Source organism: Streptomyces sp. NBC_00090 (assembly GCF_045160815.1).
GTDB lineage: Bacteria > Actinomycetota > Actinomycetes > Streptomycetales > Streptomycetaceae > Streptomyces.
This window is the reverse complement of the sequence record NZ_CP108224.1, coordinates 5,734,450-5,759,543: the sequence shown is the minus strand read 5'-3', so window position 1 is coordinate 5,759,543 and position 25,094 is coordinate 5,734,450. Positions and strand designations below refer to the sequence as shown.

General features: G+C 71.0%; 18 protein-coding genes. 7 read left to right on the top strand and 11 right to left on the bottom strand.

Features of this window, described 5'->3' with window-relative positions; translation table 11 throughout:
* Nucleotides 1–87: 87 nt before the first annotated feature.
* The 3 genes from OG361_RS25955 to OG361_RS25945 all read right to left on the bottom strand — a co-directional run bounded on the left by OG361_RS25955 (nt 88) and on the right by OG361_RS25945 (nt 7,058).
* Entirely contained in the window at nt 88–1,728 is a 1,641-nt protein-coding gene (locus tag OG361_RS25955; protein WP_405857253.1) for an ABC transporter substrate-binding protein, read from the bottom strand.
* 480 nt (nt 1,729–2,208) lie between these two features.
* Entirely contained in the window at nt 2,209–4,110 is a 1,902-nt protein-coding gene (gene typA / locus OG361_RS25950) for a translational GTPase TypA (RefSeq protein ID WP_405857251.1), read from the bottom strand.
* Nucleotides 4,111–4,649: 539 nt separating this feature from the next.
* Nucleotides 4,650–7,058 carry an ABC transporter family substrate-binding protein gene (locus tag OG361_RS25945; protein WP_405857249.1) on the bottom strand — a complete coding sequence of 803 codons (2,409 nt, stop codon included), beginning with the start codon at nt 7,056–7,058 and terminating at the stop codon, nt 4,650–4,652.
* A 282-nt stretch (nt 7,059–7,340) separates the two neighbouring features.
* Here OG361_RS25945 and OG361_RS25940 point away from each other — a divergent pair, with 282 nt between their 5' ends.
* The 4 genes from OG361_RS25940 (at nt 7,341) to OG361_RS25925 (ending at nt 11,199) form a co-directional block, all read left to right on the top strand.
* Nucleotides 7,341–7,583, top strand: coding sequence for a hypothetical protein (locus tag OG361_RS25940; protein WP_405857247.1), 243 nt, complete (start codon nt 7,341–7,343; stop codon nt 7,581–7,583).
* 51 nt (nt 7,584–7,634) lie between these two features.
* Nucleotides 7,635–8,465 (top strand): hypothetical protein, encoded by an 831-nt coding sequence (locus OG361_RS25935; RefSeq protein ID WP_405857245.1) that lies wholly within the window; start codon nt 7,635–7,637, stop codon nt 8,463–8,465.
* Between the two features lie 62 nt (nt 8,466–8,527).
* The gene (locus OG361_RS25930; protein ID WP_405857243.1) at nt 8,528–10,432 is read left to right on the top strand and encodes a fumarate reductase/succinate dehydrogenase flavoprotein subunit; all 1,905 of its coding nucleotides are present in this window, start codon (nt 8,528–8,530) and stop codon (nt 10,430–10,432) included.
* A complete protein-coding gene (locus OG361_RS25925; RefSeq protein ID WP_405857241.1) occupies nt 10,429–11,199 on the top strand; it encodes a succinate dehydrogenase/fumarate reductase iron-sulfur subunit in 771 nt (256 codons plus the stop codon). The genes OG361_RS25930 and OG361_RS25925 overlap by 4 nt, the downstream gene beginning before the upstream one ends.
* On the opposite strand, the gene OG361_RS25920 is transcribed toward OG361_RS25925, so the two are convergent.
* Both OG361_RS25920 and OG361_RS25915 read right to left on the bottom strand, forming a co-directional pair.
* Nucleotides 11,180–12,037, bottom strand: a complete 858-nt coding sequence (locus tag OG361_RS25920) for a transglutaminase domain-containing protein (protein ID WP_405857239.1) — start codon at nt 12,035–12,037, stop codon at nt 11,180–11,182. The two genes, OG361_RS25925 and OG361_RS25920, sit on opposite strands and share 20 nt — an antisense overlap.
* A 125-nt stretch (nt 12,038–12,162) precedes the next feature.
* On the bottom strand, nt 12,163–13,161 hold the full coding sequence (locus tag OG361_RS25915; RefSeq protein WP_405857237.1) for a hypothetical protein: 999 nt from the start codon (nt 13,159–13,161) through the stop codon (nt 12,163–12,165).
* A gap of 160 nt (nt 13,162–13,321) precedes the next feature.
* Between OG361_RS25915 and OG361_RS25910 the strand changes: the two genes are divergently transcribed.
* Both OG361_RS25910 and OG361_RS25905 read left to right on the top strand, forming a co-directional pair.
* The gene (locus OG361_RS25910; protein WP_405857235.1) at nt 13,322–15,439 is read left to right on the top strand and encodes a TPM domain-containing protein; all 2,118 of its coding nucleotides are present in this window, start codon (nt 13,322–13,324) and stop codon (nt 15,437–15,439) included.
* Nucleotides 15,440–15,489: 50 nt separating this feature from the next.
* Nucleotides 15,490–16,197, top strand: coding sequence for a PspA/IM30 family protein (locus tag OG361_RS25905; protein ID WP_405857233.1), 708 nt, complete (start codon nt 15,490–15,492; stop codon nt 16,195–16,197).
* Between the two features lie 236 nt (nt 16,198–16,433).
* Here OG361_RS25905 and OG361_RS25900 read toward each other — a convergent pair whose 3' ends face one another.
* From OG361_RS25900 to OG361_RS25875, 6 genes are all read right to left on the bottom strand, one after another.
* Nucleotides 16,434–18,968, bottom strand: coding sequence for a SpoIIE family protein phosphatase (locus OG361_RS25900; RefSeq protein WP_405862439.1), 2,535 nt, complete (start codon nt 18,966–18,968; stop codon nt 16,434–16,436).
* A gap of 177 nt (nt 18,969–19,145) precedes the next feature.
* Nucleotides 19,146–19,568, bottom strand: a complete 423-nt coding sequence (locus OG361_RS25895; RefSeq protein ID WP_405857231.1) for an ATP-binding protein — start codon at nt 19,566–19,568, stop codon at nt 19,146–19,148.
* 143 nt (nt 19,569–19,711) lie between these two features.
* Complete coding sequence (locus OG361_RS25890) at nt 19,712–20,185, bottom strand: (deoxy)nucleoside triphosphate pyrophosphohydrolase (RefSeq protein WP_405857229.1); 474 nt, start codon at nt 20,183–20,185, stop codon at nt 19,712–19,714.
* 40 nt (nt 20,186–20,225) lie between these two features.
* Nucleotides 20,226–20,405 carry an SPOR domain-containing protein gene (locus OG361_RS25885; RefSeq protein ID WP_384558252.1) on the bottom strand — a complete coding sequence of 60 codons (180 nt, stop codon included), beginning with the start codon at nt 20,403–20,405 and terminating at the stop codon, nt 20,226–20,228.
* A gap of 155 nt (nt 20,406–20,560) precedes the next feature.
* Nucleotides 20,561–22,333, bottom strand: coding sequence for a purine-cytosine permease family protein (locus OG361_RS25880; RefSeq protein WP_405857226.1), 1,773 nt, complete (start codon nt 22,331–22,333; stop codon nt 20,561–20,563).
* A 195-nt stretch (nt 22,334–22,528) separates the two neighbouring features.
* Nucleotides 22,529–23,281, bottom strand: a complete 753-nt coding sequence (locus tag OG361_RS25875; protein WP_384558247.1) for a GntR family transcriptional regulator — start codon at nt 23,279–23,281, stop codon at nt 22,529–22,531.
* A gap of 277 nt (nt 23,282–23,558) precedes the next feature.
* On the opposite strand from OG361_RS25875, the gene OG361_RS25870 reads away from it, so the two are divergent.
* Nucleotides 23,559–24,908, top strand: coding sequence for a glycoside hydrolase family 18 protein (locus OG361_RS25870; protein ID WP_405857224.1), 1,350 nt, complete (start codon nt 23,559–23,561; stop codon nt 24,906–24,908).
* The last annotated feature ends 186 nt before the right edge of the window (nt 24,909–25,094 follow it).

Sequence of the window (25,094 nt, the reverse complement as noted above, 5' to 3'; positions counted from 1 at the left end):
AAGGGCCCCCCAGCCGCTGCGTAAGGCACCGAGACGGGACTGACGATCCGTCAGTCCCGAGACGGCGTGCGGACTACGCTTGGGTGATTACTTCTTGACCTCGACGCCGGTCAGGATCGGGTCGCCGTCCTGGCCGTAAGCCACGCCCGAAACCTTCTCGGAGTAGCCCGCGTTGACCTTGTAGTACCAGAGCGGGATCGACGGCATGTAGTTGACCAGGTCCTTCTCGATGGCCTGGAACTGCTTCACGGACTCGTCGAGCGTCGCCGCGGAGTCGGCCTTGGCGATCTTGGCGTCCAGCTCCTTGTTGGAGAAGTCGCCCTGGTTGCCGGCCGCACCCGTACGGAACAGGTCGGAGATGAAGTTGGCGTTCACCGGGTAGTCGAGCACCCAGCCGGAGCGGTAGAGCGACTTGACCTGCTTGGTCTTACGAGCGGTCAGGTCGGCCTGGAAGTCCGGCTTGCCGTCGCCGACGCACTGGACGGTCGTGGCCTGGGTGATGGAGTTGCAGACAGCGTCCACCCACTCCTTGTGGCCACCGTCGGCGTTGAACTGGATGGAGATCTTGTTGCCGGGGACGCCGCCGCCGGCCTTGATGAGCTCCTTGGCCTTCGCCGGGTCGAACTTGGTGACGCCGGCGCCACCGTCCTCCTGGAAGCCCAGGACACCCTTGGCGACCCAGCCGGTCGCGGGCTCACGCGTACCCTGCAGCACCGTCTTGGTGATGGTGGCACGGTCGATCGCCATCGACAGACCCTGGATGACGCGCGGGTCGACCTGCTTCGGCTTCTTCCACTGGTCGGAGTAGAAGGCGACGGCCAGCGTCTGGACCGCGGAGTACGCCTGGTCCACGGCGCGGTCGCCGAGGTCCTGGCGGTAGACCGGGAGGTCCTTCGGCGCGATCTGACGCAGGACGTCGACGTTGCCGGACTTCAGGTCCTCGTACGCGGCCTCGAGGGTGGTGTAGTTCTTGAAGACCACACCGCCGTTCTTCGCCTTGTTCGGGCCCTTGTAGCCGTCGAATCGAGTGATCTCGATCTTCTTCTTGTGGTCCCAGCTCTTGAACTTGTAGGGACCGTTGCCGACCGGCTTCTGGCCGCCCGCGGTCGGGTCCTTGTAGAAGGACTCGGCCATCGGCGCGAAGACGATGTAGGCCAGCTTGTGACCGAAGTACGGGACGGCCTTCGAGAGCTCGATCTTGAAGGTGGTCTCGTCGACGACCGACAGACCCTCGAGCTTGTCGGCGGTCTGCTTGGCACCCTCGGCGTCCGGGTGCACCTTGTCGTAGCCCTTGATGTCCGCGAACCAGGACGCGAGGCCCTGGGCGTTCTTCAGGCTGGCGTTCCAGTTCCACGCGTCCACGTAGGACTTCGAGGTCACCGGGGTGCCGTCGTGGAAGGTCCAGCCCGGCTTGAGCTTGACCGTCCACGTCTTCGAGTCCGTCGTGGTGACCGACTCGGCGTTGATCATCTCCAGCGAGCCGTCAGCCTTGTAGTCGACCAGGGTCGAGAACAGGCCGGCCATGACGGCGGAGCCGTTGGACTCCATCGTGTCACCGGTGAGCAGGGGCTTCTCAGGCTCGCCCAGCTCGACAGAGAAAATTCCGTTCGGGTCAACAGCGCCCTTGCCGTTGCCGGCATCGTCGCCCTTACCCCCGCCACAGGCGGTCGCAGCCAGGGCGACGATGATCGCGCCCGTTACCCACTTGGCGCTCTTGGCACCGCGCATGGGTTCCTCCTCATGAGTCCACTTTGTCACTACAAGAGGGGCACTTCGAGATTCGCCGACACCCCTGACGGCGTTGCACTCAAGTACCCCGAGTGTGCTCGTGAGTCGGCACTCCCCACAGTGCGTGACCCATTGACCCGAGCTCAATGACGCCAACTATTAAGTACGCCCGGGCTGTAAACCACACTTAAGTGGTCTCGTTTTGACAACATCACCAAGGCCCCGGATACCGAAATACGGACAAACTGAGCACAGACAGACACCCCCGAAACGGACCGTTAACACACGTACCGGAGAGCGATGGCCGATATGCGGACACTCGACCTTCGAAATGAAGTTGACGGAACTTGACGAAAAGCCCGGATCCCCACACAAGTCTGTGGGGGTCCGGGCTCCGGTGCTGACGCTATGTCAGTCGAGAGCGGCGAAGATCACAGGTCGATGATCTACCCCGCCGCCCTCGGACGTATGCGGCCTTGCTCAGCCGTTCTTGGCGCGGGAAGACGCACGGCCGCGCGCGTTCTGGTCCAGGATGACCTTGCGGATACGCACGGCCTCCGGGGTGACCTCGACGCACTCGTCGTCGCGGCAGAACTCCAGCGACTGCTCGAGCGACAGCTTGCGCGGCGGGACGATCGCCTCGAAGGAGTCGGCGGAGGCGGAGCGCATGTTGGTGAGCTTCTTCTCCTTGGTGATGTTCACGTCCATGTCGTCGGAGCGGGAGTTCTCGCCGACGATCATGCCCTCGTACACCTCGGTGCCGGGGTCGGTGAACAGGACACCGCGCTCCTGGAGGTTCGTCATCGCGAAGGCGGTGACGGCGCCGGCGCGGTCGGCGACCAGCGAACCGTTGTTGCGGGTCGTCAGCGTGCCGAACCACGGCTCGTGGCCCTCGTGGATCGAGTGGGCGATGCCCGTACCGCGGGTGTTGGTGAGGAACTCCGTACGGAAGCCGATGAGGCCACGGGACGGAACGACGAACTCCATGCGGACCCAGCCGGAGCCGTGGTTCGACATGTTGTCCATACGGCCCTTGCGGACACCCATGAGCTGGGTGACGGCGCCCATGTGCTCCTCGGGCACGTCGACCGTGAGGCGCTCGACGGGCTCGTGGGTCTTGCCGTCGACCTCCTTGGTGACGACCTGCGGCTTGCCGATGGTGAGCTCGAAGCCCTCGCGGCGCATCTGCTCGACCAGGATGGCGAGCGCGAGCTCACCACGGCCCTGGACCTCCCAGGCGTCGGGACGCTCGGTGTCGAGGACGCGGAGCGAGACGTTACCGATCAGCTCGCGGTCCAGACGGTCCTTGACCTGGCGGGCGGTGACCTTGCGCTGCTTGACCGCGGACTTGGCGTCCGCGCCCTTGCCCGTGCCACCGCGGCCGACGAGCGGCGAGGTGTTGGTACCGATGGTCATGGAGATGGCCGGCTGGTCGACCGTGATCAGCGGAAGCGCGATCGGGTTCTCCGGGTCGGCCAGGGTCTCGCCGATCATGATGTCGGGGATACCGGCGACGGCGCAGATGTCACCGGGGCCGGCGACCTCGGCGGGCTTGCGGGTGAGCGCCTCGGTCATCATCAGCTCGGTGATGCGGACGTTGGAGATCGTGCCGTCCCGCTTGATCCACGCGACCGTCTGGCCCTTGCGCAGCTCGCCCTGCTCGACGCGGAGCAGCGCGATGCGGCCGAGGAAGTTGTCGGCGTCCAGGTTGGTGACGTGGGCCTGGAGCGGGGCCTCCTCGTCGTACGACGGGGCCGGGACGTGCTCCAGGATGGTGGAGAAGAACGGCTCCAGGCTGTCGCTGTCCGCGGGAACGGTGCCGTTCTCCGGCTTGGTCAGCGAGGCGATGCCGTCACGGCCGCAGGCGTAGACGATCGGGAACTCGATCTGGTCCTCGTCGGCGTCGAGGTCCAGGAAGAGGTCGTAGGTCTCGTTGACGACCTCGTCGATCCGGGAGTCCGGACGGTCCGTCTTGTTGATGCAGAGGATGACGGGCAGGCGCTGCTGGAGGGCCTTGCGCAGCACGAAGCGGGTCTGCGGGAGCGGGCCCTCGGAGGCGTCCACGAGGAGGACGACCGCGTCCACCATCGACAGACCGCGCTCGACCTCGCCACCGAAGTCGGCGTGGCCCGGGGTGTCGATGATGTTGATCGTGATCGGGGCCCCGCCGTCCTTGGGGTGATACTTCACCGCCGTGTTCTTGGCGAGGATCGTGATGCCCTTCTCACGTTCCAGGTCGTTCGAGTCCATCATGCGGTCGTCGAGCTGCTGGTGGGCGGCGAAGGCACCGGCCTGCTTGAGCATGGCGTCGACGATGGTCGTCTTGCCATGGTCGACGTGGGCGACGATGGCGACGTTACGGATGTCGTGGCGCGTGGGCATGGGTGCTTGCGCTTCTCTCGGATCGTGGGATGCGGCGTCAGTTCCTCGTACGCCCGCCGGGCGGACGCGCCACGGCTATGTCCTATGGTACGGGGCTGCCGCGCAAGGGGCTTCCCCGCCCGGGATCCGAGAGGTTTTACTGAGGGGTTCGGGCGTGCATCGGGGGGTGCTGGGCGGCCTGTGGGTCGGCCGTGGATCGGCGGTGCGTCGACGTGGATCGGTCGTGGGTCGGCCCGGGTCGGCCGTGGGTCGGCCGTGGGTCAGCCTTGGGTCGGCCGTGGATCAGCCGTGGTGGGTCGGCCGCGGGTCAGCCGTGGATCAGCCTGGGTCGGCCGTGGGGCAGCCGTGGGTCGGCCGTGGTGCATCGGTGTGGTGCCGGCGGTGCGACTGCGATGTGGTGCCGGCGGTGCGACTGCGATGTGACAGTGGACGGCCGGGTCAAGCGGCCGACGCGATCCTGCCCGCCGGGATCACCGGCGGGCAAGGAACTTGAGCTGCTTCTGAGGTTGTGACCTGCGGTTTCGGCGGCTTTGGAGCTTTCAGCGGTTTCGCTCTGCTCCCTTGGAGGATTCGGGCTTCTTGAAGCCGATGTCCTGGTAGCGGGGGGCGCCGAGGCCCCAGGCCCCCGCGTTCACGATGTCGGCCTTGGCGGCGACGAGCTGAGGACGCTGGTAGAGGGGGATGGAACCGGCCGCGGCCCAGATCCGGGCGTCGGCCTGGCGGACGAGCTCGCGGGCCTCCTCCTCGTCGAGCGTCCCCGCCGCCTGGTCGAAGAGCTGGTCGATGCGGTCGGTGCCGACCCGCGAGTAGTTCTGCTCGACCAGGAGCGAGCCGTCCGAGGCGGGCTCGGGCTTGGCGAAGATCGGCCGGGCGTCGGTCGCCGGGAAGGCGGAGGCAGGCCAGGAGTAGAGGGCCAGGTCGTAGTCGCCCGCGGCGACGTGGTCCTTGAAGAAGCTGTCGTCGGAGACCTTGGTGACCTGCGTACTGATCCCCACGGCGTCGAGCATCCGGACGATCCGGTCGCCCACCGCCCGGAGCGACTCGGAGCCGGGTCCGGAGGGCAGGACGAAGCGGAGGCTGAGCGGCTTGCCGTCCTTGCCGAGGGCCAGCGCGGCGTCGGGCGCGGTCACCGGGGCCGCGGTGCCGAGCGGGGCATAGGCCCCGGCCACGCCCCGGTCCGGCTTGGCGACCGGCTTGGCGGCCCGGGGCCCGGCGCCCGTGCCGGTGTCGAGTGCCTCGGCCCGGGCGAGGAGCGCGGCCCGCTGGCCGGCGGCGGCTGCTGCCGGGGCGAGGATGTTGGTGCCGTTCTCGGGGCCGCCGGCGCCGATGACGGGAGCGGGAACGTTCCTGCGGTCACCCGGCTTGTCGTCGCCGACGATGTAGAGGCCCTCGTCGGAGGCGGTGTCGGCCGCCTTCTTGTCGGAGGCGGTGTCGCCCGCCTTCTTCTTGGCGTCGCCGGAGCCCTCGGCCTTCTCGCCGGTCTTCTTCTTCTCCTTCTCCGCCTCGCTGCCGGCCTCGGTGCCGTCCTTCGTGCCGGCCGGCTTCCGGAGCGCCCCGCCCGGGACCCAGCCCGCGTCGGCGAGGAGCGCCCGCGCCTCCTTGGTGTCCTGGTCGCCCAGCGCGTCGCTGCTGTCCGCGTAGGCGGCCTGACCGGCGAGGGCCAGGTGGCTGCCGGGGGGCGTCGCCGGGAGGCCGAGCGGCTTGAGTACGGATTCGGCCAGTTCCTGGCGGTTGATGGCGCGGGCCACCGCCCGCCGTACCCGCTCGTCGGCGAGCGCGCCGGACTCGCCGTTCAGCGAGAGCTGGGTGTAGGCGGGCTCCAGGGACTTGCGGACCACGAAGCCGGCGAGGGTGTTCTGCTGGGTCGCGTACCGGACGATGGCGTCGTGGTTCTTCTTCCGGGCGGCCTGGACCTCCTTCGACTTCTCCCCGTCGGAGCCGTGGGCGAGGGACCAGGACTTCAACGCCTTGGAGGGGGTGATCGCCGAGCCGGGGCCGTGGGCGAGGGCCGCCTGCGCGCCGTTCCGGCCGGCGCGGGCGTCCCGGAGCGCGCGCTCGATCCGCTCGGCCGTGGAGCGGTCGATCTCGGCCAGGTCGAGCTTGCCCGCGGCGAGGGCTGTGGCGCGGTCGGCCCGCGGGACGGCCTTGAGGACGAGGCTGTCGAGCTTGGCGGCCTGCCCCCACCAGCGGGGGTTGCGGGCGAGGGTGACATCACCGCTCTTCCGGTCGATCGACTTCAGCAGGAACGGTCCTGCAGTGGCCTTCAGGGTGGTGCGCGCCCCGTCGTTGAAGGCGTTCGGGGACCCCATCACCTGCTTCGGGTAGAGCGGGGTGAAGAGGGACTGCCAGTCGGCGTAGGGCTTGGCGAAGGTGACCCGCACCTCCAGGTCGTTCTTGCCCCGCTCGATCTTCTCGATCCGCTCGTAGCCGGAGTTCCGGGCGGTCCAGTAGGCGGTGTCGCGGCCGCTCAGCGCCCGCCACTGGGCGACGAAGTCGGGGGCCCCGATCTCGCGCCCGTCGCTCCACACCGCCTGCTGGTGGAGCTTGTAGAGGACGACCTGCTTGGGCTCCGTCTCGACGACCCGCGCGGACTCCAGGTAGTCCGGGTTCAGCCGCGGTCTGCCCCGCTCGTCGATCGTGTAGAGGGAGGGGAGCACCGCCCCGGCGATGCGGGAGGTGGCGCCGTCGGCGTCGGCCTGGAAGCTGTTGAGGGTGGTGGGCAGCGCGTCGACGGCCCAGCGCAGGGTGCCGCCGTCGGCCACCTGCTCGCGCGAGGCGGGCGCGTTGTCCTGCGCGGCGGCCTGGGCCTCGCCTCCGTCGTCGGAGCTGCAGCCGGCGAGCACGGTGACGGCGAGGACCGCGCTGGTGAGGGTGGCGACGGAGCGGAGCGTGCGGGAGCGGGGGCTCATGGAGCATGTCCTCCCGCGAGGGGCGCCGAACTGGGACATGACTTGTACCCCTTCGTCCAGATTTATGCCATTTGGAGATGATCAGACCTATTGCTCATACACTGAAAAGGACGGAGCGGATCCGGCCACGGCGACACGGCGGCACGTCCGGCAAACCCCACTCGTGCGGCCCAACCGCCGGGGGCGGAGCGCTCCGGACGAGTGGAATCCCGGCGGAATCCCGTACGTACGACTTCCCAAGCGGTATGTGACGCGCGACACTCTCCGGAGTCGCTCACCGGAAGTCGCTCACGGAAGTCACTCGCGGAAGTGAGGGCAACCATGTCCGTTCAGGACGATCTGGCAGCCGTCAAGCGCTGCCTCGAAGACCTGGTCCGCACGGTCGGACAGCTGGAGCGCGGTATCGCCGCGGAGCGGGGCACGCCCCCGACGCCGACCGCGGGCCGCGCCGAGAGCCTGGGCGCCGAAGGCCTGGTGACCATCCCCGACACCCCGTACGACAGCGGGTTGTGGACGGACTCGGACGACGAGGGACTGGGAGCACGCGACCGCCACGCGCCATGACCGGTGGCCAGGGCGGCAGCCGACCGTAGGAGCCGACCGCAGGAGGCCCTGTTGGCCACAGGTACAGAACCCCCGACGGGCCAAAGATCCGCGACGGGGGTGCGCTCCCCGGGGCGCGCCGCCATCGCCGCCCACCATCTGCGCACCGACCGCTGGTGGCTCTCGCCGGCCGCCACCGCGGTCGGTCTGCTCGCCTTCGTGGCGTACTCGACCTGGCGGGCGTTCGCCGCCGCCGACTACTACGCCGCGCCCTACGTCTCGCCGTTCTACTCGCCCTGTCTGGCGTCGAACTGCGTCCCCATGGAGGGCGGACCGAACTGGGAGCTCTTCGGCAGCTGGTGGGGCCTCTCCCCCGCCCTGCTGATCCTGATCTTCCCGCTCGGCTTCCGGCTGACCTGTTACTACTACCGCAAGGCGTACTACCGGGGCTTCTGGGCCTCGCCCCCGGCCTGCGCGGTCGCCGAACCCCACCGCACGTACACGGGCGAGACCCGCTTCCCGCTCATCCTGCAGAACATCCACCGGTACTTCTTCTACGCGGCGCTGCCGGTCGCCGGAATCCTCACGTACGACACCGTGCTGACCTTCCGCGACGCCTCGTACGCCTGGGGGCACGCGGGGCTCGGGACGCTCGTCTTCCTCGTGAACATCGTCCTCATCTGGGCGTACACCGTCTCCTGCCACTCCTGCCGGCACATCGTCGGCGGCCGGCTGCGGCACTTCTCGAAGCACCCCGTCCGCTACCGGCTGTGGACCTGGACGGGGCGGCTGAACCGGCGCCACATGCAGCTCGCCTGGGCCTCGCTGATCAGCGTCGCCGTCTGCGACCTGTACGTGTACCTGCTCGCGACCGGCACCTTCGACGACCCGAGGTTCTTCTGACGTGAGCGTCTCCGACGTGAGCTTCTCCGACGTGAGGTTTCCCGACGTGAGGTTTTCCTGACATGGCAGTGGTGGAGCGACAGCAGTGGGACGTGGTCGTGGTCGGTGCCGGCGGGGCCGGGCTGCGGGCCGCGATCGAGGCGCGCCGGCAGGGCGCCCGTACCGCCGTGATCTGCAAGTCCCTCTTCGGCAAGGCCCACACCGTCATGGCCGAGGGCGGAATCGCCGCCTCCATGGCCAACGCCAACGAGCACGACGACTGGAAGACGCACTTCCGCGACACCATGCGCGGCGGGAAGTTCCTCAACCAGTGGCGGATGGCCGAGCTGCACGCCCAGGAGGCTCCCGAGCGGGTCTGGGAGCTGGAGACCTGGGGCGCTCTCTTCGACCGGACCCCCGACGGCCGGATCTCCCAGCGCAACTTCGGCGGCCACGAGTACCCCCGGCTCGCGCACGTCGGCGACCGGACCGGCCTCGAACTCATCCGCACGCTCCAGCAGAGGATCGTCGGCCTCCAGCAGGAGGACCACCGCGAGACGGGCGACCACGAGGCGCGGCTGAAGGTCTTCCAGGAGTTCACCGTCACCCGGATCCTCCGGGGCGCGAACGGCCAGGTCGCCGGGGTCTTCTGCTACGAGCGCGAGAGCGGCCGTTTCCACGTCCTTGAGGCGCCCTCGGTCGTCCTCGCGACCGGCGGCATCGGCAAGTCCTTCAAGGTGACCTCGAACTCGTGGGAGTACACGGGCGACGGGCAGGCGCTGGCCCTGCTCGCGGGGGCGCCGCTGGTGAACATGGAGTTCGTGCAGTTCCACCCGACCGGGATGGTCTGGCCTCCCTCGGTGAAGGGGATCCTCGTCACCGAGTCCGTACGCGGCGACGGCGGGGTGCTGCGGAACTCCGAGGGCAAGCGGTTCATGTTCGACTACGTCCCCGACGTCTTCAAGGAGAAGTACGCGCAGACGGAGGAGGAGGGCGACCGCTGGTACGAGGACCCCGAGCACAACCGGCGCCCACCCGAGCTGCTGCCCCGCGACGAGGTGGCGCGGGCCATCAACGCCGAGGTGAAGGCGGGGCGCGGCTCCCCGCACGGCGGGGTGTTCCTCGACGTGTCGACCCGGATGCCGGCGGAGACGATCCGGCGGCGGCTCCCCTCGATGTACCACCAGTTCAAGGAGCTGGCCGACGTCGACATCACGGCGGAGGCGATGGAGGTCGGGCCGACCTGCCACTACGTGATGGGCGGCGTCGCCGTCGACTCCGAGACGGCGGCGACGGTCGGCGTGCCCGGGCTCTTCGCGGCCGGCGAGGTGGCGGGCGGCATGCACGGCTCGAACCGGCTCGGCGGCAACTCGCTCTCCGACCTGCTCGTCTTCGGCCGGCGGGCCGGGCTGTACGCGGCGCAGTACGCGGTGTCCGGGGCGGGCTCCGGGGTCCTGGCAGCCGACGTCGAGGCCGCGGCGGCGGAGGCGCTGGCGCCGTTCGCGCCCGGGTCCTCAGGGGCGGCGGGGCCTCCGGAGAACCCGTACACGCTCCACCAGGAGCTCCAGCAGACGATGAACGACCTCGTCGGGATCATCCGGCGGGAGGGCGAGATGGCCGAGGCCCTGGAGCGGATCGCCGCCCTGCGGGAGCGGGCCCGCCGGGTCACGGTCGAGGGGCACCGGCAGTTCAATCCGGGCTGGCACCTCGCCCTCGACCTGCGGAACATGCTGCTGGTCGGCGAGTGCGTGGCCCGGTCCGCCCTGGAAAGGACCGAGTCCCGGGGCGGGCACACCCGGGAGGACCACCCGGCGATGGTGCGGGAGTGGCGGCCGGTGAACCTGCTGTGCCGTGTCGAGGGCGACGGCATCGGGCTCGAACGGGTCCGCACCGAGCCCATCCGTCCGGACCTCCTCGCCCTCTTCGCGCAGGAGGAGCTGGCGAAGTACCTCGCCGACGGCGAGCTGGAAGGGGAGCTGGGCCGATGAGTACGTACGACGCGCGGTTCCGGGTGTGGCGGGGCGACACCGACGGCGGCGAGCTGACCGACTACACGGTCGAGGTGCACGACGGGGAGGTCGTCCTCGACGTCGTCCACCGCCTCCAGGCCACCCAGACGCCTGACCTCGCGGTGCGCTGGAACTGCAAGGCGGGCAAGTGCGGTTCCTGCTCGGCCGAGATCAACGGACGGCCGCGACTGCTCTGCATGACCCGGATGTCGGTCTTCGCGCGGGACGAGGTCATCACCGTGACCCCGATGCGCGCCTTCCCGATCGTCCGCGACCTGGTCACGGACGTCTCCTTCAACTACGCGAAGGCCCGGGAGATCCCGGCCTTCGTCCCGCCGCCCGGGCTCGGCCCCGGCGAGTACCGGATGCGGCAGGAGGACGTGGACCGCTCGCAGGAGTTCAGGAAGTGCATCGAGTGCTTCCTGTGCCAGGACACCTGCCATGTGGTGCGCGACCACGAGGAGAACAAGGAGGCCTTCGCCGGGCCCCGCTTCCTCATGCGGATCGCGGAGCTCGACATGCACCCGCTGGACGCGGCGGAGGAGACCGGGACCGACCGGCGGAGGAGCGCGCAGGAGCAGCACGGGCTCGGCTACTGCAACATCACCAAGTGCTGTACGGAGGTGTGCCCGGAGTCCATCCGGATCACCGACAACGCGCTGATCCCGCTGAAGGAGCGGGTCGTGGACCGGAAGTACGACCCGCTGGTGTGGCTCGGGAACACCATCAGGCGGCGGAAGGCGTAGCGGACGTCGGGGGTTCGGACGTCGGCGGTTCGGACGTCGGCGGTTCGGACGTCAGGGGTGCCGCTCCCGCGCTCCACCGGCCGAGGACCGGCTCGGCGAGGGTGCGCGCGGGGCGGCACAGCGTCTGGCCGTGGCGGGTGAACAGCTCGTCGCGCGAGTCGAAGCGGCCGAGGTCCGTACGGAGGTGGGCGGAGAGGTCGCAGGGGGCGGCGGAGCCCGCGCACGCGGCCGGCGCGTCCCAGTCCACCGAGGTCCGGGCCACGGCCTCGAAGAGCGTCTCCGGACCGGAGTTGGTGAAGCCGTCCGCGCTTCCGTCCGTACGCTCGCCGCTGACGCCGAAGAGTTCCGCCACCGGCACCCAGGCGCCGTCGAGCAGGAACTCCGGCCAGGCCAGCAGGACCTCCTCGGGCACGAACGGGCGCAGCCTCGGGAAGCGCGGGTACCAGAAGGCGCCGTCGACCAGCAGGCCCCGCACCCGGGTGGGCACGTCGAGCGTCCGGGCCACCGCCTCCAGGACCGCCATGCGCTGGCTGCACGAGCCGCGGCCGAGCCGCAGCGTCCGCGACACGCGGCGCCGGTCCTCGACGGAGTAGACCGGCCGGACCGTCGAGGCGATGATCCCGTGGGCCACCTGGAGACGGGCGCGCTCCGTCGCCGCGCCCCGCTCGTCCGCCTCCCGCAGGACCCCCGCCGCGAACGCGGCGACCCGCGGGTGCTCCAGGTCCAGGATCGGCGTGGGGCGGGTGGACCCGGCGGCCTCCCACGACGGCACGGGGCCGGCGCCCCCGCCGGCGGTCCTGACAGCGGTCCTGACGGGCATCAGCAGGCGACTGGTCATGGCGTACTCCCCTCGGCGTGGCGGCGCGTCGGGCCGCCACGCCTCATCCTCCACCTCGGCGGGAAGGCCCTCGCATGCGGGGGCACGGCCGGCGCCGGGCCGATCCGGACGCCGCCGGTCCGGACTCAGTGCCAGCCCTCGCGGTAGGCCGCCCAGTCCCCCTCCTCCGCGGCGAAGTCGACGTACAGCGCCACTCCGAACCGCTCGCGGTCGTGGTCCGTGCGCCCGAGGCCGAGCCTCGTGCCGCGGACCGCGGCGGCCACGGTCTCCGCGTTCTCGTGGTGGCCGAGGTCGTCCTCGTGGAAGAAGGGGAGCCCCATCAGCAGGTCGGTGGTCTCGGGCGTCACTTCGAGGGCGAGGCTCGTCTGCTGGGCGACGTAGCCGCCGTACATGCCCTCCAGCGGCATCCAGGTGTCGTACGACATGACGGCGATCTGGTCGACGCGCCGGGCCACCTGCCCGAAGAACTCCTGCGACCACCACTTCTCGCTGCCGCTGAGCGCGCCGTTCACCGTGTGCGCGGCCGGCACCGGGTCGATCTGGTGGGCGGCGACCGAGAGCGGCACCTTCCGGGACCGGGTCAGCTCCCCGAGGTCGTCGAGGAGCGACAGGTAGTTCGTGTCGTCGGAGAGCAGCGGCTCCAGGTCGAAGTGGACCCCGTCGAAGCCGGCGTCCAGGATCTGCCGGGCCGAGGTGACCACGGCCGCCCGGGATTCGGCCTTGTCCAGACGCAGCCCGTCGGGCCCCTCGGTGGCGAGGACGTCGCCCAGCCAGGCCTGCACCCGGATCCCCGGCATCGTCCGGTGGACGGCGTCGATCAGCCACTTCGCGCGGGGGTACTTGGCCGCCGGCAGGGTGCCGTCGTGCCGCAGCGGCCCGGCGTGGACGTACAGGTCGCGTATCCCGGTGCCCTTGATCCGGGCCGCGAACGCCGCGAGGTCGGCGTCCTTCTTCCGGCCGTCGACCCAGGCGTGTCCGAGCCAGACGGCGTCCTTGCCCCGGGTCCGCGCGTCCTCCCTGACGTCGCCCGTGTAGTTGAGGCGCAGGGCGACCGCTCCGGCGAACAGGGGGACGACGAGCGCCAGCACCAGCCCGAGGACGAACCAGCGCCCCCGCCGCCACATGCCTCTCAACCGTCCGTTCACCCGAGCCCCCCAAAAGCCGTCCTGCCACTGGTGCCACCGTAGAGGCGGCCACCGACAGGGACGCCGAGCGGCCTCGAACGGTTTCCGGACGGCCTCGGTCCGGTCGCGAAGCCGCATACCCGGACATAGCCTCCAATCTGTGACGCGAATAGCCACCCGAACCCTTCTCGCGGTACTGGTGGCGGCGTGGTGGCTCATCGTGCCCGCCGTTCACGGTGCCCACGCCGACGACCCCGTCGTCCTGTCCCGGGAGGGTCAGATCACCGACCGGGTCGGAGCCCTCGGCGACCGCCGTACCTCGGTCGCCCAGGCCCTCGACGAGCTCTACGACGACCGGCGGATACAGCTCTTCGTCGTCTACGTACGGGACTTCTCCGGGCGATCCGCGCAGAGCTGGGCCGACGCCACCGCGGAGCGCAACGGCCTCGGACTCGACGACCTCCTGCTCGCCGTCGCCACCCACGACCGCCGGTACGGCTACTCCGCCGACCCGGCCTCCCGCTTCACCCAGGAGCAGCTCGACGAGGTGGCCCAGACCGCGATCGAACCGGCGCTGCGGCAGAACGACTGGGCGGGTGCCGCCATCGGCGCGGCGAACGGCTACTCCGCCGTCCTCGCCGGCCTGCCCGTCCCGGCGCCGTCGATCACCCCCGGCCCCGCCGACCCCGGCACGTCCGCCGACGACGGCACCTCGGCGTCCGACCTGGTCCTGCCGTTGGTGCTGGTCGGCGGCGCGGGCGCCGTGGCGGCCTACGCGTACACCAAACGGCGCAGGCGGACCGAGACCCGCACCACCCCGCAGGGCGGGCAGGGCTGGGGCGCGCCGAAGGAGCCCGTACCGCCGTCCCTGGACGAGCTCGACGGGCAGGCCGGGCAGACGCTGGTGGCCACCGACGACGCCGTCCGCACCAGCCAGGAGGAGCTCGGCTTCGCGTCCGCCCAGTTCGGCGAGGAGGCCGTGCGGCCCTTCACCGAAGCGGTGGCCTTCGCCAAGGAGCAGCTGACGGCCTCGTTCCGGGTACGGCAGAAGCTCGACGACTCCTTTCCCGAGGACGACTCGGCCCGCCGGACCATGCTTGACGAGATCCTCCGCCGCTGCGCCGACGCGAACGCCCGCCTCGACGCCGAGAGCGAGGACTTCGACCGGCTCCGGGCCCTGGAGCGGACCGCTCCCGAGGCGCTGGCCTCGGTCGAGACCGCCTTCCGCGAGCAGACCGGACGCATGGGGCTGGCCGAGGCGGCGCTGACCGCGATGCGCGAGCGGTACGCGGAATCGGCCGCCTCCCCCATCGCGGGCGACATCGAGCAGGCGAAGGACCGGCTGGTGTTCGCGACGACCCACATCAACGAGGCCCGCCAGCAGATCGACGCCGGGGAGAACGGCGCGGCCGCCGTGCACATCCGGGCGGCCGAGGGCGCCGTCGACCAGACGGCCCGGCTCGTCGAGGCCGTGGACCGGCGGGCGCTGGAGCTGGCCGAGGCGGTGGGCAAGCTGCCGGGCGCGCTCTCCGAGACGGACGCGGACCTCGCGGACGCCCGGGGCCTGTTGAAGGGGACGGCCGAAGGAGTCTCCACGGCCGACCTCCAGGGCCGGATCGCCCGTGCCGAGTCCGTCGTCGCCGAGGTGCGGCGCGGGGTGGAGGCAGGACGGTACGACCCGCTCGACGCACTGCGGCGGGTGGAGGAGGCCGACTCGGCGCTCGACGAGGCCCTGGAGGGCGCACGGGAGCGCGAGTCGGGCACTCGGCGCGCCCGCGCGCTCCTCGATCAGGCGATGCTGACGGCCCGTTCGGCGATCGGCGCGGCCGCGGACTACGTCACCACCCACCGGGGCGCGGTGGGCAGTGAGGCCCGTACGCGGCTGGCCGAGGCCCAGCGCCGCTGGGAGAAGGCGGGTTCGCTCGCCGCCGCCGAGGACCCGCAGGCCGCCCTCGCGGAGGCCCAGCAGGCGGACGCGCTCGCCCGGCGCGCCCAGGACCTCGCCGAGCAGGACGTCCGGACGTATGGGAACCCGAACGGCCTGGGCGGTGTAACAGGGGTGGGAGGAAGTGGTGGCGGCGGGCTCGGCGGGGCCGTGCTCGGCGGCATCATCCTCGGCGGACTGTTCGGCGGGGGAAGGGGAGGCGGACATGGGGGGTTCGGTGGAGGTTCCGGTGGGGGCGGCGGGGGGTTCGGGGGCGGAGGCTTCGGCGGCGGGCCAGGCAGCTTCGGCGGCAGCGGCACGCGCGGCCGGCGGGGCGGCGGCGGCCGGTTCTGAGGACGGAGCGTTCCGTCTTCCCCTTTCTGTCCCTCTCAAGGAGAAGAGCCATGAGCAAGCAGACCGTTCTCGGCCGGGTCACCCAGCTGGCGAAGGCCAACATCAACGCACTGCTGGACCAGGCGGAGGATCCGCAGAAGATGCTGGACCAGCTGATCCGCGACTACTCGAGCAACATCTCGGAGGCGGAGGAGGCGGTGGCCGCGACGATCGGCAACCTCCGGTTGATGGAGCAGGACCACCAGGAGGACGTGGCAGCGGCGAAGGAGTGGGGCGGCAAGGCGCTGGCCGCCAGCCGGAAGGCGGACGAGCTGCGGGCCGGCGGACAGGCGGCGGAGGCGGACCGGTTCGACAACCTCGCGAAGGTGGCGCTGAGCCGCCAGCTCCAGTCGGAGAAGGAGGCGCGGACGGCGGAGCCGACGATCGCCGCGCAGACCGAGGTGGTGGACAAGCTCAGGACCGGCCTCGACCAGATGAAGGCCAAGCTCGGCGAGCTCCGGGCGAAGCGCGACGAGCTGGTCGCCCGCGCCAAGTCGGCGCAGGCGCAGAACACGATGATGGACGCGGTGAAGGGCATCGACGTCCTCGACCCGACCAGCGAGCTGAGCCGCTTCGAGGACAAGGTGCGCCGGGAGGAGGCGAAGGCGATGGGCAAGCAGGAGCTCGCCGCCTCCTCGTTGGACGCCCAGTTCGAGCAGTTGGACGCGCTCTGCGACAGCGCGGAGATCGAGGCCCGGCTGGCCGCCCTCAAGGCCTGATCCGGTCCTGGCTCGGGATCCGGTCCTGGCCCGGGGTCTGGTCCTGGCCCGGGGTCTGGTCCTGGCCCGGGGTCCGGTCCTGGCTCGGGGTCCCGTCCTGGCTCAGGGTCCCGTCCTGGCTCGGGGTCCTGCCCTGGCCCGGGGTCCGGTCCTGGCTCGGGGTCCCGTCCTGGCTCAGGGTCCCGTCCTGGCTCGGGCGGGCGGTGTGGTGCGCCGCCCGCCGTGGGTGGCGTCGGTCAGAACATGCTGAGGAGCTGTTCGACCGTGGGTTCGGCCGTTCCCTCGCCGTCGGGCAGGGCCAGTTCGAACCAGACGGTCTTGCCGCGTGGTGTGCGGCGGGATCCCCAGGAGGAGCTGAGCAGCCCGACCAGCTGGAGGCCGCGTCCGCCCTCGTCGGTGTCCCTGGCCCGGCGGCGCCGGGGCTGGACCAGGCCGGCGTCCCAGACCTCGCAGACGAGGGTGCGGTCGCGCAGCAGGCGCAGCCGGATCTCTCCCTCGCCGTAGCGGAGCGCGTTGGTGACGAGCTCGCTGACGAGGAGTTCGACGGTGTCGATGAGCGGTTCGAGGTCCCAGCCCTTCAGCTGGGCGCGGGCCAGTTCGCGGGCGCGGCCGACCGAGCGGGGCTCCCTGGGCAGCCGCCAGTCGCCCACGGCTTCGATGGGCAGGCCCTGGATCCTGGCCATCAGAAGGGCGATGTCGTCCTCGCCGTGCCCGGTGTCCAGGCTGGTCAGGACCCGGTCGCAGACGTCTTCGAGCGGGCGGGCCGGGTCGGTGAGGGCGCGTCGGAAGGCGCTGAGCCCCTCGTCGAGGGGATGGTCGCGGGACTCGACGAGCCCGTCGGTGTAGAGGGCGAGGAGGGCGCCCTCCGGCAGTTCGACCTCGACCTCCTCGAAGGGTTCGCCGCCGACCCCGAGCGGCATCCCGGGGGGCACGTCGAGCAGCAGGGCCTCCTCGCCCGGTTCGACGAGCACGGGCGGGAGGTGGCCGGCGTTGGCGAAGGTGCAGCGGCGGGTGACCGGGTCGTACACCGCGTAGACGCAGGTGGCGAGGTAGACCTCGGAGAGTTCGGGGCCGCGGGACTTGTGCGTGCGGGACTGCTGCGTGCCGATGGGGGCGCCGAGGCCGCGGGCGATCTCGTCGAGGTGCGAGAGGACTTCGGCCGGCTCCAGGTCGAGCTGGGCGAGGGTGCGGACGGCGGTGCGCAGTTCGCCCATGGCGACGGCGGCCCGCAGGCCCCGGCCCATGACGTCCCCGATGACGAGGGCGGTGCGGTGGCCGGGCAGTTCGATGACGTCGAACCAGTCGCCGCCGACCTCGGTGGCGGCGGTGCCGGGGAGGTAGCGGCAGGCGATGTCGAGGCCCGCGGCCTCGGGGTCGCCGGGCGGGAGCAGGCTGCGCTGGAGGATGAGGGCCCGCTCGTGCTCGCGGCGGTAGAGGCGGGCGTTGTCGATGCAGACGGCGGCGCGGGCGGCGAGTTCGACGGCGAGGGCCCGGTCGCGCTCCCCGAAGGACTCGCTGCCCTTGGTCCGGGAGAACTGGACGAGTCCGACGACGGTGTCGTGGGCGACCATGGGGACGACCAGCGTGGACTGGACGAGCTCGCCCTCGGCTCCCGGCACCGTCCGGATCCTGCCGGTCCGCAGGGCCCCGGCGCACGGCGAGTTGAAGGGGTAGCGGTGGACGGCCCCGACCTCGATCGGTACGGGTCCGCAACAGCCGCCGCCCGGCCCGTGCCCCTCGTCGGTTCTGAGGGGGGTGTCCGAGACGGCGCTGGCGAAGGCGACCCTGCGGAGCTCGGCGCTGCCCGCCCCGTAGCCGACGTCGTGGGAGCTCCCCCACCGGCCCGGCGGCGCTTCGTCCCCGGTCAGCAGCCCCTGGTAGAGGTCGACGGAGGCGAGGTCGCAGAAGCCCGGGACGGCGACGTCGAGGAGCTCGCGGGCGGTGGCCTCCAGGTCGAGGGAGTTTCCTATGCGGGCGCCGGCCTCGTTGAGGAGGGCGAGGTTGCGGCGGGCGCTCGCCGCTTCGCGGGCCGCGTTGTGGCGGCGGGTGACGTCGATGCCGAGGCCCGCGACGCCGATCGGGCGGCCGGAGCCGCTGTGCACCCGGTAGAGGTTGATGGACCAGTGGCGGCGGTCCCTGGCGCCGGGTGCGGCGCCGACGATCTGGAAATCGGTGACGGACTCGCCGGTCTCCAGGACCCGTCGGAGGGCGGCGGTCATCCGGTCGGCCTCGGACCGGGCGAGGTAGTCGTGGACGGTCCGGCCGCGGTGGTCGTCGGCCGAGCCGCCGAAGACGGTGGCGAAGCGCTGGTTGGCCCGCTTCACGGTGAGGTCCGTACCGAAGAGGAGGAACCCGAAGGGAGATTGACCGAAAATCGCCTGGGAGGCGGCGAGGTCGGTCTCGATACGGCGGAGGGCGCGGACGTCGACGACGATGCACAGCGCGGCCCGCTCCCCGGACTGGGTCTCGCTCGGCATGACGTACATCTCGGCGATGCCGTGGGGCCGTTCCTCACCCGGCACACGGAAGGGGACGAGGCCCGTCCACTCCTTGCCGTCGAGGATCTCCTTGACCCGCCGGTGACCGCGCTCGCGCAGGTCGGCGGGCATGAAGGCCTCGACCGGGTCCTTGCCCCTGGCCTCCTCGGCGGTGACGCCGAAGAGGTCCACGGCTCGCCTGCTCCACTGCTCGACGAGCCCGTCGGGCCCGATCGAGAAGGACGCGACCCGGATGTAGTCATAGATCGAGCCGGGCGGGCTGCTCTGCCACATGACGCCGCTCGCCGTCTCGGATATCTCGCTCACGCGACCGTCCCCTCCAGCTCACCGCACCGGACCGGCCATTCCCGCAGTATTCAATACCGCAGGCCCCGACGGCACGACGTTCACGATCACAGGGTGGTCTCGTTCGTTTCGGACCGAGTACCGGTGATCGTTGTCCCACCCTGTTTACTCACCAGGGAGAGCCAGCTCGAACCATACGGTTTTGCCCGTCCTTCCCTTACGGGTCCCCCAGCGCCGTGCGGAACAGGCCACGAGACTGAGTCCGCGGCCCCCCTCGTCCTCCGGTCCGGCGGGCCTCTCCATCGGAGGATCCGGAAGCGGATCCGAAACCTCCACCAGCAGCGCCGGGTGGGGGACGGGGTCGGCCCCGTCGAGGCGGGGGCGGACGAGACGTACACCGATGGGTCCGGAGGCGTACCGCAGCGAATTGGTCACCAGCTCGCTGACCAGCAGGACGGTCACATCACCGAGGGCCGCGTCGAGCTCCCAGGCCCTCAGGGTTTCGCGCACCGCATGGCGGGCGGTGCGCACGGCATTGGCCTCTGCCGGGAAGTGCCACTCGGCACAGTCGCCGTCGGTGTCGATCACACCCGATCACTTCCCCAGCCGTGTGTCCGCAGGAAGGCCCACGTCCCATTCCAAGGGGACAATCTGCACATACCCGATATTCGGGGCGGGATATCGTGCCGGGCGCAGCAGCGGGCGCACGGTGGCACGAACGGCGTAGAGACTCAGTCGCGCGCTCCGTCGGCGGGGGCCCTCGGCAGCCTCAGGGCGGCCTCGGCGACGGCGGGGCGGTCCTGGTCGAGCCAGTCGACCGAGTCCAGCTCGTGCCGGGCGAGCCAGCGCAGCTCGTCGTGGTCCTCCAGCGGGCGCGGTTCGCCGGAGAGCAGCCGGGCGGTCCAGACCCGCAGGACGTATCCGGGCTTCAGCGGCCATTCGCCGGGGATGCGCTCGCCCGGTTCGGTCTCGACGCCGAGCTCCTCGCGCAACTCCCTGACCAGGGCCTCTTCGGGGCTCTCGCCCGCTTCGAGCTTGCCGCCGGGGAGTTCCCAGCGGCCGGCGAGTTCGGCGGGGGCGCTGCGGCGCGCGGCGAGCAGGCGCCCCCGGTCGTACACGGCTCCCGCGACGACGACCACGACACCGGGGTCGGTGCCGTGGTGGCGCTCGTGGGGTGCGCTGGGGTCGGTGGTGCGTTCCGTCATGGGCGCGAGCGTAGCCCGGGCCGGACGGCGATCGTCCGGCTCAGAGGGCCGGGCCGCCGATGCTCTCCACCCAGTAGAGCTGCTTGTGGCCGCGGTCGTCGAGGCTGTCCGCGATCTTCTGGGCCTCGTCCTTGGTCGCGTACCGCCCCACGCGGTAGCGGTTGCCGTTGTCGTCCTGCCGTATGACAAGCCAGGGAAGAACAACGCCACTGTCGCTCATCAGGCTTCTCCCTCCGCCGGTCCGGGCATCTCCAACGATCTCCGGGAAACCGCAATCCGCATATGCCGGAGCTTACGCCTGACCTTTACACAGCGGATATGTGTTTTCACAAAGAGATACGGATCGGCCGGTAACCGACGGAGGGAGGCCGAAGGTCACGCCCCGGGGGCGGCCTCGGAGGCGGCCCGGGGGACGGTCGGCACCGGCATCAGGACGGGGCTGCCGGCACCCTCGGGGTCCTTGCGGCAGACGTCGCCGCACTCGGCGTCGAGCGAGCAGCAGAGGGAGCAGACGGGCCCGGACCGGACGGGGCAGTCGGCGATGTCGGGCAGCTCGTACGCGGTCTCGCACTCCGCGCAGGTGTGGGTCGCCCGCTCGTCGACGGTCGCCGCCGCGACCGCCGCGGCCACCGGGTTCGGGCGGGCCAGGTAGTAGCGGCCCTTGGTCGCCCAGGCGATCAGCGGGCAGAGGACGAGGGACAGACCGGCCGCGATGAACGTGGAGAACGCCTCCGCGTACCTGCCGAAGAGACCGAAGAAGGCGAGGATCGAGACGACCGAGGCGATGACCATGGCACCGAAGCCGGCCGGGTTCACGGCGTAGAGGTAGGCGCGCTTGAACTCGATGTACGGGGGGCTCCAGCCGACCCGCTTGTTGATGACGAGGTCGGCGGCGACGGCCACGATCCAGGCGATGCCGACGTTGGAGTAGAACCCGAGCAGCTTGTTGAGGGCCGCGAACATGTTCATCTCCATCAGCGTCAGCGCGATGGCGAGGTTGAGGAAGATGTACCAGACACGGCCGGGGTGGCGGTGGGTGACGCGGGAGAAGAAGTTCGACCAGGACAGCGAGCCGCTGTAGGCGTTGGTGACGTTGATCTTGATCTGGGAGACGATCACGAAGAGCGCGGCGGCGGGCAGGGCGAACGAGCCCAGCCAGGGCTTGAGCGCCTCGATCTGCGGGGCGATCGGCTCCAGGGCGTGGGTCTTGCCGACGGCCTCCAGGGCGACGAAGGCGAGGAAGGCGCCGCCGAGCTGCTTGGCCGCGCCGATGACGACCCAGCCGGGTCCGGCGGCGAGCACGGCGAGGTCCCACCGGCGCTTGTTGGTCTCCGTCTTCGCGGGCATGAAGCGGAGGTAGTCGGCCTGCTCGCCGATCTGCGCGATCAGGGAGAGCGCGACGCCCGTACCGAGGCCGAAGCCGATCCACGAGAAGCCCGCGCCGGCCCCCTCCGTACCGCCGAAGGAGCCGAAGGCGCCCCAGGCGTCGGGGGCCTCGAAGGCGAGGACGGCGAAGGGCAGCACCATGCCGATGATCCAGATCGGCTGGGTCCAGGCCTGCACCTTGGCCAGCGCGCCCATCCCGCGGAAGACGATCGGTATGACGATCAGCGTCGTGACCAGATAGCCGATCTCGACCGGCAGGCCGACGGCCTGGTGCATGGCCTGGGCCATGATCGAGCCTTCGAGCGCGAAGAAGATGAAGGTGAAGGAGGCGTAGATGAGGGAGGTCAGCGTCGAGCCGAAGTAGCCGAAGCCGGCCCCCCGGGTGATCAGGTCCATGTCCAGGCCGTACTTCGCGCAGGCGCGGGCGATGGGGATGCCGGTGAGGAAGATGATCGCGGCGGCGGTGAGGATCGAGGCGAGACCGCTGCCGAAGCCGTAGGTGAAGACGATCGAGGCGCCGATCGCGAAGTCGGCGAGGTAGGCGATGCCGCCGAGGGCCGTGCCGGCCACGGTGGCGGGCGACCAGCGCCGGAAGGAGTGCGGCGCGTAGCGCAGCGAGTAGTCCTCGCGGCTCTCGTCGGCGGCCAGCTTGGCGTAGCTGCGGCGGGGCCCGGGCGGCGGCGCGACCTCCCCCAGGGCCTCAAGGGCCTGGGAGGTGCCCCCACCCGGCTCCGGGGTGGGTGTGGTGACGGTGTCCGTCATGAGGGTTCCTGTCGTCCGACCGGATCGCGGGTACGGAGCAGGAAGGTAGGAGCCGGGCATGACGACTCGTCGCGGTCCGCGATTGCCGGTCGGTTACACGGCCTGACGCGCCGTTAACTCGTGGTCACGCGGCCCGGACAGCCAGGCCCGCTCAGCGGTCGGCAGGGCGCCCCCCGAGGGCCCTGCACGCCGTGTCTATCGGACCGGCAGGTGGTAGGAGATGCGGTAGCGGTCGGCCGGGACCACGACGTCCGCCGTCTCGACGGCCCGCCCCGACGCGTAGTACGTCCGCTCGACGACCATCACCACATGGCCCGGCACCCCGCCGAGGGTCAGGAGCTCCTCGGCGAGGCCGGGGCGGGCGCCGACCTCCTCCACCACGTTGTCCACGACGACGTCGATGGCCGCCATCCGCTCGACGACACCGCAGCCGCCCAACGGGCCCTCCTCCGGCAGCATCACGGGCGTCCGGCCGGTGACCGCGAGCGGCTCCCAGGAGGTGGAGACCATCATGGGCTCACCCCCGTCCCGGTACACGTACCGCGTGCGCATCACCCGCTCCCCCGGTTCGATGCCGAGCCGGGCGGCCACCTCGGCGGCGGCCGGCTCCTGCTCGCTGCTCGACTCCCAGGTCCCCCGGGCCCCTTCGGCCGCCTGCTCCTGCCGGAACGGCGTGGCGCCGGACACCGGCCGGTAGCCGGAGCGGGCGATCCGGCGCGGCACCGGGCGCTCCCGCACGTACGTCCCCGAGCCGGACCGGCCCTCCACGAGCCCCTCGGCCATGAGCACCTTGCGGGCCTCCAGCGCGACGGTGTCCGACACCCCGTACTCCTCGCGGATGCGCGCCTGCGACGGGAGACGGGTGTGCGGCGGAAGCGAGCCGTTGGCGATCTTCTCCCGCAGATCGCTCGCCACGCGCAAATAGGCGGGCTGCTCACCGAATGTCACTGGACACTCCCCTCAGGTTGACTGACAGCTACAGACTGACAACCGTGGGTCGCGATTCGCAAGCATGGGCCAAAGTTTCACTCGAAGTGATGACAGGCTGGTGACAGGTATTGCTACCCACGGTCACCACGAGTAGGCGCGCCGCACCCCTTGACCTCTATTGGTCCAGACCAATACGTTCCTGCCAGCACGCTCCATCTCGCACGCTCCATCGCGCGCTCCACCTCGCACGCTCCATCCCGCAACGCGCCATCCCGCCTCGCACAGGAACGAGCCCATGCGCCCCAGAGCCCTGACCAAGCTGACCTTCGGCGCCGCCGCCGCGGCCACCCTCGGCCTCCTCGCCACTCTGGCCCCCACCGCCGACGCGCACCAACCCCCGCCGCAGAACTCCTCGCACGCGCCGACCCACTCCCTGAAGCGCATCGGGTACTTCACCCAATGGGGCATCTACGGAAGGAACTTCCAGGTCAAGGACCTGGAGACGAGCGGTACGGCCGCGAAGCTCAGCCACATCAACTACGCCTTCGGCATCGTCGGTTCGAACGGCAAGTGCCTGATGGGCAACGTCCCCGGCTCCGACCCGTGGGCCGACTACGCGCGCCCCGTCGACGCGGCCAACTCGGTGGACGGCGTCGCCGACACCGCCGAGCAGCCCCTCGCCGGCAACTTCAACCAGCTGCGCGAGCTCAAGGCGGCGAACCCCGGCCTCAAGGTCATGATCTCGCTGGGCGGTTGGAGCGGCTCGGCCCACTTCTCCGACGCGGTGCGCACCGACGCCGGCCGCAAGGCCCTGGTCGCCTCCTGCATCGACGTGTACATCAAGGGCAACCTGCCGGTCGACGGCGCCCGCGGTGGCGCGGGAGCCGCGGCCGGACTCTTCGACGGCATCGACCTGGACTGGGAGTGGCCCGGCTCGGACGGCGCCCCCGGGAACGTGATCCGCCCCGAGGACAAGCCCAACTTCACCAAGCTCGTACGGGAGTTCCGCACACAGCTCGACGCCTACGGGCGTTCGCTGCCCCAACGCAAGCGGTACGACCTCAGCGCGTACGTGCCCACCGCGCCCGCCAAGATCGACGCCGGCTTCGAAGTCGCCAAGATCATGCGGGACTTCGACTTCGTGAACCTTCAGGGCTACGACTTCCACGTCTCCGGCGAGACGACGACCGCCCAGCAGTCCGCGCTCTTCGCCAAGAACGACTGGAGCGTCGAAGGGACCGTGAAGTCCTGGCTGCGGCGCGGCGCCCCCGCCCACAAGCTCGTGGTCGGCATGCCCTTCTACGGCCAGGGCTGGACCGGCGTCACCGGCGGCGGCGACGGCCTCGGCCGGCCCGCGGCCGCCCCCGCCCCCGCCACCTGGGCGGCCGGATCCGAGGACTACAAGCACCTCAAGAAGCTCGCGGACTCCGGCACGTACAAGCTCTACCGCGGGCACAGGAACGGCCACGCCTGGCTCTTCGACGGCACCACCCTCTGGACCTACGACGACCCCACCGTGCTGCGCACCAAGGCGGAGTACGTCCGCCGGCAGGGTCTCGGCGGCGCCATGGTCTGGTCCCTCGACGGCGACACCCCCGACGGTGAGCTGATCACCGCGATCGACCGGGGTCTCACCCGGCGCTGAGGCGCCCCCCGAACCGCGGACCGACCCCGCCCGCCCGCGGTGCGCCCCGGGGAGCGGCGGCCGGTCACGGGCCGCCGCTCGCCGGGCCACCGCCTCCGGTCCGCGCACGACGGGGCCGGGCCTCCCGAGGGAGACCCGGCCCCGTTCTCACGCGTCGGCGCGGACGCACGCATACGCGCGCAGGCG

Coding starts and splice junctions, on each gene's coding strand:
- OG361_RS25885 (WP_384558252.1), bottom strand. CDS start 20,405: ATGAGCGACAGTGGCGTTGTTCTTCCCTGGCTTGTCATACGGCAGGAC.
- typA (WP_405857251.1), bottom strand. CDS start 4,110: ATGCCCACGCGCCACGACATCCGTAACGTCGCCATCGTCGCCCACGTC.
- OG361_RS25905 (WP_405857233.1), top strand. CDS start 15,490: ATGAGCAAGCAGACCGTTCTCGGCCGGGTCACCCAGCTGGCGAAGGCC.
- OG361_RS25945 (WP_405857249.1), bottom strand. CDS start 7,058: ATGTCCCAGTTCGGCGCCCCTCGCGGGAGGACATGCTCCATGAGCCCC.
- OG361_RS25890 (WP_405857229.1), bottom strand. CDS start 20,185: ATGACGGAACGCACCACCGACCCCAGCGCACCCCACGAGCGCCACCAC.
- OG361_RS25870 (WP_405857224.1), top strand. CDS start 23,559: ATGCGCCCCAGAGCCCTGACCAAGCTGACCTTCGGCGCCGCCGCCGCG.
- OG361_RS25920 (WP_405857239.1), bottom strand. CDS start 12,037: ATGACCAGTCGCCTGCTGATGCCCGTCAGGACCGCTGTCAGGACCGCC.
- OG361_RS25925 (WP_405857241.1), top strand. CDS start 10,429: ATGAGTACGTACGACGCGCGGTTCCGGGTGTGGCGGGGCGACACCGAC.
- OG361_RS25900 (WP_405862439.1), bottom strand. CDS start 18,968: ATGTGGCAGAGCAGCCCGCCCGGCTCGATCTATGACTACATCCGGGTC.
- OG361_RS25930 (WP_405857243.1), top strand. CDS start 8,528: ATGGCAGTGGTGGAGCGACAGCAGTGGGACGTGGTCGTGGTCGGTGCC.
- OG361_RS25940 (WP_405857247.1), top strand. CDS start 7,341: ATGTCCGTTCAGGACGATCTGGCAGCCGTCAAGCGCTGCCTCGAAGAC.
- OG361_RS25915 (WP_405857237.1), bottom strand. CDS start 13,161: ATGTGGCGGCGGGGGCGCTGGTTCGTCCTCGGGCTGGTGCTGGCGCTC.
- OG361_RS25955 (WP_405857253.1), bottom strand. CDS start 1,728: ATGCGCGGTGCCAAGAGCGCCAAGTGGGTAACGGGCGCGATCATCGTC.
- OG361_RS25880 (WP_405857226.1), bottom strand. CDS start 22,333: ATGACGGACACCGTCACCACACCCACCCCGGAGCCGGGTGGGGGCACC.